Origin of the sequence: Mesorhizobium sp. M6A.T.Ce.TU.002.03.1.1 (assembly GCF_003997275.1) — a bacterium.
In the GTDB taxonomy this organism is placed as follows: Bacteria; Pseudomonadota; Alphaproteobacteria; order Rhizobiales; family Rhizobiaceae; genus Mesorhizobium; species Mesorhizobium mediterraneum.
On sequence record NZ_RZTI01000046.1, the window covers coordinates 1 to 12,646 of the forward strand.

The 12,646-nt window shown below is 63.7% G+C and carries 10 protein-coding genes; all 10 read left to right on the forward strand.

The genetic code is table 11. The annotated features are described in order from the left end of the window. A partial coding sequence (locus EOC93_RS15695; RefSeq protein ID WP_164759155.1) for a UDP-N-acetylglucosamine--N-acetylmuramyl-(pentapeptide) pyrophosphoryl-undecaprenol N-acetylglucosamine transferase occupies window positions 1-1,038 on the forward strand: 1,038 nt, incomplete at its 5' end. Next, window positions 1,035-2,441, forward strand: a complete 1,407-nt coding sequence (murC, locus tag EOC93_RS15700) for a UDP-N-acetylmuramate--L-alanine ligase (RefSeq protein ID WP_127205060.1) — start codon at window positions 1,035-1,037, stop codon at window positions 2,439-2,441. The genes EOC93_RS15695 and murC, both read left to right, overlap by 4 nt. Further along, complete coding sequence (gene murB / locus EOC93_RS15705; protein WP_127205061.1) at window positions 2,438-3,403, forward strand: UDP-N-acetylmuramate dehydrogenase; 966 nt, start codon at window positions 2,438-2,440, stop codon at window positions 3,401-3,403. The genes murC and murB overlap by 4 nt, the downstream gene beginning before the upstream one ends. A gap of 300 nt (window positions 3,404-3,703) precedes the next feature. Continuing rightward, window positions 3,704-4,630 carry a D-alanine--D-alanine ligase gene (locus EOC93_RS15710; protein WP_127205062.1) on the forward strand — a complete coding sequence of 309 codons (927 nt, stop codon included), beginning with the start codon at window positions 3,704-3,706 and terminating at the stop codon, window positions 4,628-4,630. Then, window positions 4,618-5,559: a cell division protein FtsQ/DivIB gene (locus tag EOC93_RS15715; RefSeq protein WP_127205063.1), complete on the forward strand. Its 942-nt coding sequence runs from the start codon at window positions 4,618-4,620 to the stop codon at window positions 5,557-5,559. Before EOC93_RS15710 ends, EOC93_RS15715 begins: the two co-directional genes overlap by 13 nt. Then, the gene (gene ftsA, locus EOC93_RS15720) at window positions 5,556-6,863 is read left to right on the forward strand and encodes a cell division protein FtsA (RefSeq protein ID WP_095483339.1); all 1,308 of its coding nucleotides are present in this window, start codon (window positions 5,556-5,558) and stop codon (window positions 6,861-6,863) included. The genes EOC93_RS15715 and ftsA overlap by 4 nt, the downstream gene beginning before the upstream one ends. Window positions 6,864-6,930: 67 nt before the next feature. Beyond that, window positions 6,931-8,595: a cell division protein FtsZ gene (ftsZ, locus tag EOC93_RS15725; RefSeq protein WP_127205064.1), complete on the forward strand. Its 1,665-nt coding sequence runs from the start codon at window positions 6,931-6,933 to the stop codon at window positions 8,593-8,595. A 285-nt stretch (window positions 8,596-8,880) separates the two neighbouring features. Beyond that, window positions 8,881-9,816 (forward strand): UDP-3-O-acyl-N-acetylglucosamine deacetylase, encoded by a 936-nt coding sequence (lpxC, locus tag EOC93_RS15730; RefSeq protein ID WP_127205065.1) that lies wholly within the window; start codon window positions 8,881-8,883, stop codon window positions 9,814-9,816. Between the two features lie 215 nt (window positions 9,817-10,031). After that, window positions 10,032-10,901 (forward strand): outer membrane protein assembly factor BamD, encoded by an 870-nt coding sequence (locus EOC93_RS15735; protein WP_127205066.1) that lies wholly within the window; start codon window positions 10,032-10,034, stop codon window positions 10,899-10,901. A gap of 13 nt (window positions 10,902-10,914) precedes the next feature. After that, window positions 10,915-12,585: a DNA repair protein RecN gene (gene recN, locus EOC93_RS15740; protein WP_127205067.1), complete on the forward strand. Its 1,671-nt coding sequence runs from the start codon at window positions 10,915-10,917 to the stop codon at window positions 12,583-12,585. Window positions 12,586-12,646: the final 61 nt, after the last annotated feature.

Consider the following 12,646-nt stretch of genomic DNA (forward strand, 5'->3'; position numbering starts at 1 on the left):
GGCTGGACGGTGCATCTGGCCACCGATGACCGCGCCGAGCGTTTTGCCGGCCAGTTTCCGGCCGCAGGCATCCATCCGATCCAGTCGGCAACCATCGGCTCGAAAAATCCTTTTGCGGTGCTCGCCGCCTTCTGGAAAATCTGGGGCGGCGTGCGGCAGGCATCCGCCGTCATCGGCCGGATCAAGCCCGCCGTCGTGGTCGGTTTCGGCGGCTATCCGACGCTGCCGCCGCTCTATGCGGCGACGCGGCGCAAGGTGCCGACGCTGATCCACGAGCAGAATGCGGTGATGGGGCGCGCCAACCGGGCGCTCGCCGGCCGCGTCGATGCCATCGCCGGCGGGTTTTTGCCGGAAGATTCAAGCGCTGCAGGCGCCAAGACGGTGACCACAGGCAATCCGGTTAGGCCGCAAGTGCTGGAGGCGGCAAAGACGCCTTACACGGCCTCGACCGGAAACCAGCGCTTCCGGTTTCTGGTGTTCGGCGGCAGCCAGGGCGCACAGTTCTTTTCCGATGTCGTGCCGGCGGCGGTTGGACTGCTTTCCGACGCACAACGCAAGCGGCTTGATATCACGCAGCAGGCCCGCGCCGACGATGTCGAGCGGGTGAAGGCGGCCTATGCCGCCCTTGGCGTCGAGGCTGAGGTGTCACCCTTCTTCACCGACATGGCGGCGCGCATCGCGGCGGCGCATCTGGTGATGTCGCGGTCCGGTGCATCGACCGTATCGGAAATCGCGGTGATCGGCCGGCCGGCGCTGCTGGTGCCCTATCCGCACGCGCTCGACCACGACCAGGCGGCCAATGCCGCGGCATTGGCCGCGGCAGGCGGCGCCGAAGTGCATCAGCAATCTTCGCTTTCGTCCGAGCGTATCGCTGTGCTCGTCGGGGCGCTGATGGAGGATCCACAGCGGCTGACCACAATGGCCGCGGCGGCGAAATCGGCCGGAAAACCGGACGCGGCACGGTTGCTCGCCGATCTGACAGAGGCTATTGCGTCGAAGAAAAGCGTATCGGACTTCAGGAAGGAGACGCACGCATGAAGATGCCGGAGACGATCGGCCTTGTGCATTTCATCGGCATCGGCGGTATCGGCATGAGCGGCATCGCCGAGGTGCTGCACAATCTCGGCTACAAGGTGCAAGGGTCCGACCAGGCCGACAGCGCCAATGTGCAGCGGCTGCGCGACAAGGGCATCGAGTGCTTTGTCGGCCATCACGCCGATAATATCGGCGATGCCGAAGTGGTTGTTGTCTCGACGGCGATCAAGAAATCCAATCCGGAGCTGAAGGCCGCGCGCGAGAAACTGCTTCCCATCGTCCGTCGCGCCGAGATGCTGGCCGAACTGATGCGCTTCCGCCAGGCGGTGGCCATCGGCGGCACGCATGGCAAGACGACGACGACCTCGATGGTGGCGACGCTGCTCGAAGCTGGCGGGCTTGATCCGACCGTGATCAATGGCGGGATCATCAATGCCTACGGCACCAACGCCCGCATGGGCGACGGCGAATGGATGGTGGTCGAGGCCGACGAGAGCGACGGCACGTTCCTGAAGCTGCCGGCAGAGATTGCCGTCGTCACCAACATTGATCCCGAGCATCTCGACCATTACGGCTCCTTCGACAAGGTGCGCGAAGCCTTTCGCCAGTTCGTCGAGAACGTGCCGTTTTACGGCTTCGGCGTCATGTGCACCGACCATCCGGAGGTGCAGGCGCTGGTCAGCCGCATCGAGGACCGGCGCGTCATCACCTATGGCGAGAATGCGCAGGCCGATGTGCGTTTCACCAATCACCGGATGGACGGCCCGACCTCGGAATTCGACGTGGTGATCCGCGACCGCAAGACCCGCGGCCAGTCGACGATATCGGGCCTGCGCCTGCCGATGCCCGGCCGTCACAATGTCTCTAATGCGACCGCGGCGATCGCCGTCGCGCATGAGCTCGGGCTTTCGGCCGAGGCAATCAGGAAGGGCCTGTCGTCCTTCGCCGGCGTCAAGCGGCGCTTCACCCGTACCGGTTCGTGGAACGGCGTCGAAATATTCGACGATTACGGTCACCATCCGGTCGAGATCACGGCGGTTCTGAAGGCGGCGCGCGATGCCACCAAGGGCCGCGTCATCGCCATTGCCCAGCCGCACCGCTTTACCCGGCTGCATGATCTGTTCGACGAGTTTTCCGTCTGCTTCAACGATGCCGACACAGTGATGGTGGCGCCGGTCTACGCGGCAGGCGAAGAGCCGATCGACGGGGTGACGTCCGACGCATTGGTGTCGCGCATCCGCGCCGGCGGCCATCGCGACGCGCGCTACATCGAAGGTCCCGCGGCGATTGCGCCTGTTGTCCGCGACCTGGCGAAACCGGGCGATTTCATCGTCTTCCTCGGCGCCGGCAACATCACGCAATGGGCTTACGCGTTACCCAAGGAACTCGGCGGGACGGCCTCATGATGCGCGGCCAGGCATTGATCGACAAGCTTGGCGGCCGGCTTGCCGGCCTGCGCGGCCGCATCACGCCCAATGCCGAGATGGACAAGATCACCTGGTTTCGCGCCGGCGGACTTGCCGACGCACTGTTCCAGCCGGCCGACGAGGACGATCTCGCCGCGTTCCTTAGAGCGGTGCCCGAAGAGATACCGCTGACTATCGTCGGCGTCGGCTCGAACCTGCTTGTCCGCGACGGCGGCATTGCGGGCTTCGTCATCCGGCTTTCGGCCAAGGGCTTTGGCGAAGCCGAAGTGATTGCGCCGACCACGATCAAGGCGGGGGCTGCCACGCCCGACAAGCGCGTTGCGGCCGTTGCCTACCAGGCCGGTATCGGCGGCTTTGATTTTTACCACGGCATTCCGGGCGCCATTGGCGGCGCGCTGAGGATGAACGCCGGCGCCAATGGCGCCGAGACGCGCGAGCGCGTCGTCGAGGTGCGGGCGCTCGACCGCAAGGGTAATGTGCATACGCTGAGCAACACCGATATGGGCTACGCCTATCGCCATTCGGCAGCACCCGCCGGGCTGATCTTCACATCGGCCGTGCTCGAAGGCGTTTTGGAAGACAAGGCCGCGATCAAGGCGGCGATGGATGCTGTCCAGCACCATCGCGAGACCGTGCAGCCGATCCGCGAAAAGACCGGCGGCTCGACCTTCAAGAATCCGGAGGGCACCTCGGCTTGGAAGGAGATCGACAGGGCGGGGTGTCGGGGACTGATGATCGGCGGCGCGCAGATGTCGCCGATGCATTGCAACTTCATGATCAACACGGGAACCGCGACCGGCTACGACCTCGAATATCTTGGCGAGACGGTGCGCACGCGTGTGCTCGAAAACTCGGGCATCCGGCTGCATTGGGAAATCAAGCGCATCGGCAATTTCCGGCCGGGGCACGAGGTCCAGGAGTTCCTGGGACAGTTGCTGTAAAGACTCACAACACAGTTTTCGCTGCCGTTTTTGCGGAAAGTGAATCTCTCGGAATCGTAAGGACTTGCCAGCGAATCAACTCTCTGATTCTCTGCCCTGAAGCGTTTCCTGATTTGAGTCGTTTCGACGCGTTACCAGCGTTTTCCGTCCGGGGGCAACCTACGGGAGACTCTGGAAGCGATGTTGCGAAAATCATGGGAGCAGAGACTGCTCCGAGCGTTTGAGTGTGTGGCCCTTTCCGGGTCGTGTGAGATGCAGACCCGCCGTGAGAGGGCCCGCCGTGAGAGGGAATGACGGGAAATGAAAAGCAAGCACGTGGCCGTCCTTCTGGGTGGATTCTCGTCCGAGCGGCCCGTGTCTCTGTCTTCGGGGAATGCCTGTGCCGATGCGCTCGAGAAGGAAGGCTACCAGGTCACTCGCGTCGACGTCTCGCGCGATGTCGGATCGGTGCTGGCCGAGCTCAAGCCTGATGTTGCCTTCAATGCGCTGCACGGCCCTTTCGGCGAGGACGGCACCATCCAGGGCATCCTCGAATATCTTGCCATTCCCTACACCCATTCCGGCGTGCTCGCTTCGGCGCTGGCGATGAACAAGGAGCAGGCCAAGAAGATCGCCAAGTCTGTCGGCATCCCGGTTGCCGAATCGAAGGTGGTCAATCGCTTCGACATCCAGAACAAGCACCCGATGAAGGCGCCCTATGTCGTCAAGCCGGTCAATGAAGGGTCGAGCTTCGGCGTCGTCATCGTGCACGAAGGCCAGTCGCATCCGCCGCAGGTCATCGGTTCGTCCGACTGGAAGTATGGCGATACCGTCATGGTGGAGCGCTATGTGCACGGGCGGGAGTTGACCTGCGCGGTGATGGGCGACGTGGCGCTCGGTGTCTGCGAGATCATTCCGACCGGCCATTCCTTCTACGACTATGATTCAAAATACGTCGCGGGCGGATCAAAACACGAATGCCCTGCAAAAATTTCACCGAATATTTACCAAAAAATACAGACACTGACGCTCAAGGCTCACCAAGCTATTGGCTGCCGGGGCGTTTCCCGGTCGGACTTCCGTTATGATGATCGACACTCCGAGAACGGCGAAATTGTCTGGCTCGAAGTCAACACTCAGCCGGGCATGACGCCGACATCCTTGGTGCCTGAAATCGCTGCGCAGGCGGGACACTCGTTCGGCGATTTGTTGAGTTGGATGGTGGAGGACGCTTCGTGTCTGCGTTGAGGTGGGGACAGGGCAAGGGGAAGGGCGCGGCCGGGCCGACGCTGTTCGGTGTGTCGTTGTCATTCGACCATTTCGTGCTGCCGCGTCTGCTTCGCCGGCCGGCGCGCGTGCTGGCGCGTCTGGGCGAGGACGACTTCGAGGTGCCGCCGTTTTCCGCGGCCATCCTGTCGGCGGCGCTGCTCGTATCGGGCAGTGCCTATGGCGCCTATCTCGGCGGACATGTCGACGGCATCGTCCAGGGCATCACCGCCCGCACCGGGTTTGCCGTCGACCAGATCAAGGTCGTTGGCAACCGCGCAACCTCCGAGATCGATATTCTCGATAGGATGCAGCTCGATGGCTGGACGTCGCTGATCGGCTTCGATGTCGAAGCCGCGCGAGAACGCATAGCCACGCTGCCCTGGGTCGAGGTTGCGGCGGTGCGCAAGGTTTATCCGCACACGCTGGAGGTGCGCATCGAGGAGCGAGAGCCTTTCGCGCTCTGGCAGCAGGGCAGCGAGCTTTCCGTGATCGAGCGGTCCGGCGCCGTGATCGCGCCATTCTCCGGCGGCAAGCAGGCGCTGCTGCCGCTGATCGTCGGCACTGGCGCGCCGGCCAAGGCGCCGGATTTCCTGGCCAGGGTCAAGAAATATCCAGAGCTTGCTGCGCGGGTCAAAGGCTATATTCGCATCGGCGAACGGCGTTGGGACCTGAAGCTGGAGAACGGCATCACGGTCAAGCTTCCCGAGGATGGCGAGGACCAGGCGATCGCCGATCTAGTCAGGATGGACCACGAGAACGGGCTGCTGACGCGCGACATCGCCGCCGTCGACATGCGCCTTTCCGATCGCCTCGTCGTCCAGCTGACGCCGGAGGCGGCGACGCAGCGCCAGGCCGCGCTCAACGAAAAGCCGAAAATGCCGAAGCGCAAGGCGGAGACGAAAATATGAGCTGGCTTGGCGGCAACAGCGATGCCTCGTCGCGCCGATCCGGCATCATGACGGTGCTGGATGTCGGCTCGAGCAAGGTCTGCTGCGTGGTGGCCAAGCTCAAGCCACGCGAGGACGGCAATCTGCTGCGCGGGCGCTCGCATCGCATCCAGGTGATCGGCATCGGCCACCAGAAATCGCAAGGTGTGAAGTCGGGCGTCGTCATCGATCTCGACAGGGCCGAGCACGCCATCCGCCTCGCCGTCGACGCCGCCGAGCGCATGGCCGGCCTGACCGTCGATTCACTGATCGTCAACATGACGGCCGGTCGGCTGAAGAGCGAAAGCTTCTCGGCAACCATCAACCTCGGTGGCCATGAGGCCGACGAGGCCGACATCAAGCGCGTGCTTGCCGCCGGCGCCAAGCAGGCGCTCCGGGCCGAGCGCGAGGTGATCCATTCGCTTCCCGTCGGCTTTTCGCTGGACGCCGAGCGCGGCGTGCGTGATCCGCGCGGCATGGTTGGCGACCAGCTCGGCGTCGATATGCATGTGCTGACGGGTGACGCGGCGCCCTTGCGCAATCTGGAGCTTTGCATCAACCGTTCGCACCTGTCGGTCGAGCGCATGGTGGCGACGCCCTATGCCAGCGGGCTTGCCGCACTGGTCGACGACGAACTCGAAATGGGCGCAGCCTGCATTGACATGGGTGGCGGCACCACGACGATCTCGGTCTTTTCGGAAGGCAAGTTCGTCCATGGCGACGCCATCGCCATCGGCGGCAACCATGTGACGCTGGACATGGCCAAGGGCCTGTCGACCTCGCTCGACGCCGCCGAGAGGCTGAAAGTGATGCATGGCTCGGCGCTGCCCGGCAGTGCCGACGACCGCGATCTGGTCTCGATACAGCCGATCGGCGAGGATGGCGAGATGCCGCTGCAGATACCGCGTTCGGTGATGACACGCATCATCCGGGCGCGCATCGACGAGACGCTCGAACTGTTGCGTGATCGGCTGAACAGATCCGGCTACGGCAATGCCGTCGGCAAGCGCGTCGTGCTGACCGGCGGTGCCAGCCAGCTTTCCGGCCTGCCCGAGGCGGCGCGCCGCATTCTCGGACGTAATGTGCGCATTGGCCGTCCGCTCGGCGTGGCGGGGCTGCCCGAGGCGGCCAAGGGACCGGCTTTCTCGACGCCGGTCGGGCTTCTGATCTATCCGCAGATGGCGAATTTCGAGAGCCATCCGGCGAAAGGAATTTCTGGTCTCAGGATGACCGGAACGGGCGGAAAACTGCATCGAATGAGTCAGTGGTTGAGAGACAGTTTTTAAATTGACGGGGACAGCCCCATAGGCGGCCGCGGCGGCGAAGCGGCGGGAAAGGCAAAGGACGGAGACAATGACCATCAATCTGCAGAAGCCGGACATCACCGAGCTCAAGCCGCGTATCACCGTGTTCGGTGTCGGCGGCGGCGGCGGCAATGCCGTCAACAACATGATCACCGCCGGCTTGCGCGGCGTCGAGTTCGTGGTGGCCAATACCGACGCACAGGCGCTGACCATGTCCAAGGCGGATCGCCTGATCCAGCTCGGCGCGCATGTCACCGAGGGCCTGGGTGCGGGATCGCAACCGGAAGTCGGCCGCGCGGCGGCGGAGGAATGCATCGACGAGATCATCGATCATCTCTCCAACACCCATATGTGCTTCGTCACGGCCGGCATGGGCGGTGGCACCGGCACGGGGGCCGCGCCGGTCGTTGCACGCGCTGCCCGTGAGAAGGGGATTCTCACCGTCGGCGTCGTCACCAAGCCGTTCCATTTCGAAGGGCAGCGCCGCATGAAGACGGCGGATCTGGGCATCGAGGAATTGCAGAAATGCGTCGACACCCTGATCGTCATCCCCAACCAGAACCTGTTCCGGCTGGCCAATGACAAGACGACCTTCGCCGACGCTTTCGCCATGGCCGACCAGGTGCTCTATTCCGGCGTCGCCTGCATCACCGACCTGATGGTCAAGGAAGGGCTGATCAATCTCGACTTCGCCGACGTCCGCTCGGTCATGCGCGAGATGGGCAAGGCGATGATGGGGACGGGCGAAGCTTCCGGCGAGGGCCGCGCCATGGCCGCCGCCGAAGCCGCGATCGCCAACCCGCTGCTCGACGAGACTTCGATGAAGGGCGCCAAGGGCCTGTTGATCTCGATCACCGGCGGCCGCGACCTGACCCTGTTCGAAGTCGACGAGGCGGCGACCCGCATTCGCGAGGAGGTCGACCAGGAAGCCAACATCATCCTGGGTGCGACGTTCGACGAGGATCTCGAAGGCGTTATCCGCGTCTCGGTGGTTGCTACCGGCATCGACAAATCGGCGGCTGACATCGCCGCCGCGCCGATCGCCATCCGCACGGCTCCGCCAAAGCCGGTCAGCCGCCCGGCCGCTCCGGTCACGGAAAGCCGTCCGGCGCCTGTCCAGCAAGGAGGCTACGAGCCACGCGCCGCCGATCCTGTAGCTGAGGCGATCCAGCTTGCCGAGGCGAATGCCGCGGCGATGGCGCGTCCCGCGCCGGCCGCCCAGGCGGAAGATTTCCGCCCGCAGAGCAAGATCTTCCAGGCGCCGCCGGCTCAGCCGCAGCCGATGGTGCAGCCAATGGTTCAGCAAGTGATGCAGCCTGCGCCACAGCGCGAGATGCTTCAACCGGTAGCCGCAGCACCCCAGCGCATGCCGCGCGTCGAGGATTTCCCGCCGGTGGTGAAAGCCGAAGTGGAAGCCAAGGGCCGCCCGGCCGACCATGAGAACAGCGGACCGATGGGACTGCTCAAGCGCCTGACGAACGGCCTTACCCGCCGCGAAGAGGAGCCTGCACGACTGCAGCCGGCGCAGCCGCGCGAGCCGAAACTGCGCCAGGCGGCACCCGAAGTGCGCCGCCTTGCCAGCCAGGATCCGCAGCTTTACGCGCCGCGTCGCGGCCAGTTGGACGACCAAGGCCGGCTGACGCCGCAGGGCAGGGCTGTCCAGGAAGACGATCAGCTGGAGATTCCAGCATTCCTGCGCCGCCAGGCCAATTGACCTGTTAACGGTCCGTAACAATTGTTAACAGGCAGACAAGAGATTGTTTGCCTGTTAGCGTTAAAAGCAGTTGCAAAACAGGGTGTTACGAGACCAGATCCGCTTCGGCTCGCGGTTACAGTGAGTAAGAAACCGTGATTTGGAGACTTCTTGCCGGACCACTATCTTCGCCCCGAGCAATGTCGGTTTGCCGGGATTCGGGGGAACTGCCCTGCCTGCCGATCAAAGAGCCGCGCCCTCGGGCTAATGAAGCGGACGTAGGCAGTGTGGGCTAAGGGGTTTGTTTTGCACGACTATCAGACGACACTTAAATCGCGTGCGACGCTGACGGGTACCGGCGTTCACAGCGGCAATTCCGTTACCGTTCATTTCCTGCCGGCGGACGCCGATACGGGTGTCGTGTTCCAGCTTTCGAATGGAAGCGAGGGCCGTGAGTTCCGTGCGCTCGTTTCCGAAGTCGGCGCCACCGATCTCTGCACGATGCTCGGCGACCCGGCAGGTGAGCATATCGCCACCGTCGAACATCTGATGGCCACGCTTTTCGGGCTCGGCATCGATAATGTCGTCATCGAGATCGATGGCCGCGAGGTTCCGATCCTTGATGGCAGCGCCATGGCGTTCGTGGAGGCAATCGACGAGGCGGGCATCGACACGCTGCCGGTCAAGCGCCGCTATATCCGTGTCGTCAAGCCGGTTCGCATCGAGAACGGTGCCTCTTGGGCGGAGTTTAGGCCTTATGACGGCACGCGCTTCGAGATCGAGATCGATTTTGAAAGCCCGGCGATCGGCCGTCAGCTCTTCGCATCCGACATGAACGCCGACATTTTCCGCCGCGATATCGCGCGGGCCCGTACCTTTGGTTTCATGAAGGATGTCGAGCGGCTGTGGGCAGCCGGCTATGCGCTTGGCTCCTCGCTGGAAAACTCGCTGGTGATCGGTGACGACAACCGCGTGATCAATATGGGAGGCTTGCGCTATCCCAACGAGTTCGTGCGCCACAAGACGATGGACGCCATGGGCGATCTGGCGCTGGCCGGCGCCCGGTTCATTGGCTGCTTCCGTTCGTATCGCGGCGGCCACAGGCTGAACGCGGCAGCGTTGCGCCGCCTTTTGTCGGACCGTTCGGCGTTCGAGATCGTCGAGACGACACGCCGCGAGCGCGGTCGTGCGGCCGATATGAGCGCCGTCCATGCGCACGTTTACGCGCCCTGGATGATCTGATTCTTAACGTTTTTCGGGTTTTATAGCCGCCGGCCTGTGTTGCAGGAATGCATCATTGGCCGGCGAAATCATGTAAGTGCGCGGGCCGCGCCAAGCCGCCACAAAAATGTGCGATTGGCCGGGGATAGCGTTGCCGGGCACGGCGGTTATGGTTTATGGCTGCTGCCCCAGAGCGAATGACGACTGAAATGACGCCGAAAGGGCGGAATCCAATCATGTTTTTCAAGCGAATTGGTCAATCGAAAGCGCCGCATCGGTCTGTTTTCCTGGCGCTTTCGGTGGTTGTTCCATCGCTGTTCCTGTCGGCCTGCATGTCGTCCGAGAAGGATGTCGACCTGTCGACCTATGTCGAGCAGACCGAGCCGGCCGACGTTCTCTACAATCAGGGTCTCGCCAATCTGAATGCCGGGCGCCTGCAGGAGGCGAGCCGCAAATTCAGTGCGGTCGACCGCCAGCATCCCTATTCGGAATATGCCCGCAAATCGATGGTGATGGGCGCCTTTGCCGACTATCGCCAAGGCAACTACAGCGAGGCGATCGGTTCGGCCAAGCGCTATCTCACGCTCTATCCCTCGACCGACGACGCCGCCTATGCCCAGTACATCATCGGGCTGAGCTACTACCGGCAAATCAGGGACGTCACCCAGGACCAGAAGGAAGCGCGTCAGACCGTGCAGACGATGCAGGATCTGGTGACGCGCTGGCCCGATTCCGAGTATGTCGATGACGCCAAGGAAAAGATCCGCTTCGCCAACGACCAGCTCGCCGGCAAGGAGATGCAGATCGGCCGCTACTATCTCGAGCGCCGTGAATATATCGCCGCCGTCAAGCGGTTCCGCAACGTGGTGGAGACCTATTCCAACACGCGCCATGTCGAGGAGGCGCTCGCGCGCCTTACCGAAAGCTACTATGCGATGGGGCTGACATCGGAGGCGCAGACTGCCGCGGCTGTGCTCGGCACCAACTATCCCGACAGCGTGTGGTATAAGGATTCCTACAAGCTCCTGCAGAGTGGTGGGCTCGAGCCGCGCGAGAATGCCGGGTCGTGGATCGCCAAGGCCGGGAAGCTGATCACCGGCGCCTGAGCGGCGCGTCACCATGCTTTCCAGACTGTCGATCCGCGATATCGTTCTGATCGAGAAGCTGGACATCGACTTCTCGTCCGGCCTTTCGGTGCTGACCGGCGAAACCGGCGCTGGAAAATCCATCCTGCTCGACGCGCTGTCGCTGGCGCTTGGCGCCCGCGGTGACGCTTCGCTGGTGCGGCATGGCGCGGCACAGGGCCAGGTCATCGCCGTGTTCGACGTGCCGCGCAACCATCCTGCCCGCATGCTGCTTGCCGACAACGCCATCGAGGACGATGGCGACATCATCCTGCGCCGCGTGCAGACGGCAGACGGCCGTACCCGCGTCTTCGTCAACGATCAGCCTTCGAGCGTGACGCTGATGCGCGACGTCGGTCACGCGCTGGTCGAGATCCACGGCCAGCATGACGAGCGTGCCCTGGTCGATCCCGGTGCCCATCGCGAATTGCTGGACAGTTTTGGCGGCCATCTCGGCGCGGCCCGGGCGACCGGCGAGGCATGGCGGCACTGGCGGGCCTGCGAGCAGGAATTTTCGCGACACCGCGCCAAGGTGGAAGCGGCGGGCCGCGAGGCCGACTATCTACGCGCCGCGGTCGCCGAATTGACGAAGCTCGATCCCCAGCCCGGCGAGGAAGCCGACCTAGCCGAATTGCGCGCCTCGATGATGCGGGCGGAAAAGATCGCATCGGAAATCCACGACGCACAGGATGTACTCTCGGGCCCGTCCTCGCCCCTGCCGCAACTCGCCAGCCTGTTGCGGCGACTGCAGCGCAAGGTGACCGAGGCGCCCGGCTTGCTCGAAGACGTGGTCAAATCGCTCGATGAGGCGATGCTGTCGCTCGACGCGGCACAGTCGGGGGTCGAAGCGGCACTTCGCGCCACCGAATACGATCCGCGGAGGCTGGAGCAGGCCGAAGAGCGGCTGTTTTCGCTGCGTGCCGCCTCACGCAAGCACAGTGTGGCGGTCGACGATCTGGCGCAACTGCGTGACACGATGGCGGCCGATCTCGCCGACCTCGACGCCGGCGAGGAGCGCCTGCATGGGCTGGAGAAGCAAGCCGCCGCCGCCCGCGAGACCTACGACATTTCCGCGGCACAGCTTTCGTCGTTTCGCCATGCGGCGGCGGTCGGATTGACCAAGGCGGTGATGGCCGAACTGCCGGCACTCAAGCTCGAACGGGCCGCGTTCATCGTCGAGATGGCAAGTGAGGCCGAGAGCCGAATGGAAGACGGCATCGATCAGGTCGAGTTCTGGGTGCGCACCAATCCCGGCACAAGACCGGGCCCGATGATGAAGGTCGCTTCCGGTGGCGAACTTTCACGGTTCCTGTTGGCGCTGAAGGTGGCGCTGGCCGACCGTGGCTCGGCGCCGACCCTGGTCTTCGATGAAATCGACACTGGGGTTGGCGGCGCGGTTGCGGACGCTATAGGCCAAAGGCTGGCGCGATTGTCGAAGCGCGTGCAGGTGCTTTCGGTCACCCACGCGCCGCAAGTGGCGGCGCGTGCGGCGACGCATTTCCTGATCTCCAAATCCGGCAGCGCCGACCGGGTTGCCACCGGTATCGCCGAGATGGACCGGGCAGCGCGTCAGGAAGAGATCGCGCGGATGCTGGCTGGAGCGACGATCACCGACGAGGCACGCGCGGCGGCCGAGCGTCTGCTGCGGGAGAACACCGCAGCATAGCGGAGATTCCTCAGCGAGATGGATCGAGTCAGGATGTGGCTCCATGCTGCTGTTCCGGAAT

What these genes read in the sequence shown, in the direction of transcription:
- recN (WP_127205067.1), top strand. Translation starts at nt 10,915, where the DNA reads ATGCTTTCCAGACTGTCGATCCGCGATATCGTTCTGATCGAGAAGCTG.
- murC (WP_127205060.1), top strand. Translation starts at nt 1,035, where the DNA reads ATGAAGATGCCGGAGACGATCGGCCTTGTGCATTTCATCGGCATCGGC.
- ftsZ (WP_127205064.1), top strand. Translation starts at nt 6,931, where the DNA reads ATGACCATCAATCTGCAGAAGCCGGACATCACCGAGCTCAAGCCGCGT.
- EOC93_RS15710 (WP_127205062.1), top strand. Translation starts at nt 3,704, where the DNA reads ATGAAAAGCAAGCACGTGGCCGTCCTTCTGGGTGGATTCTCGTCCGAG.
- ftsA (WP_095483339.1), top strand. Translation starts at nt 5,556, where the DNA reads ATGAGCTGGCTTGGCGGCAACAGCGATGCCTCGTCGCGCCGATCCGGC.
- EOC93_RS15735 (WP_127205066.1), top strand. Translation starts at nt 10,032, where the DNA reads ATGTTTTTCAAGCGAATTGGTCAATCGAAAGCGCCGCATCGGTCTGTT.
- murB (WP_127205061.1), top strand. Translation starts at nt 2,438, where the DNA reads ATGATGCGCGGCCAGGCATTGATCGACAAGCTTGGCGGCCGGCTTGCC.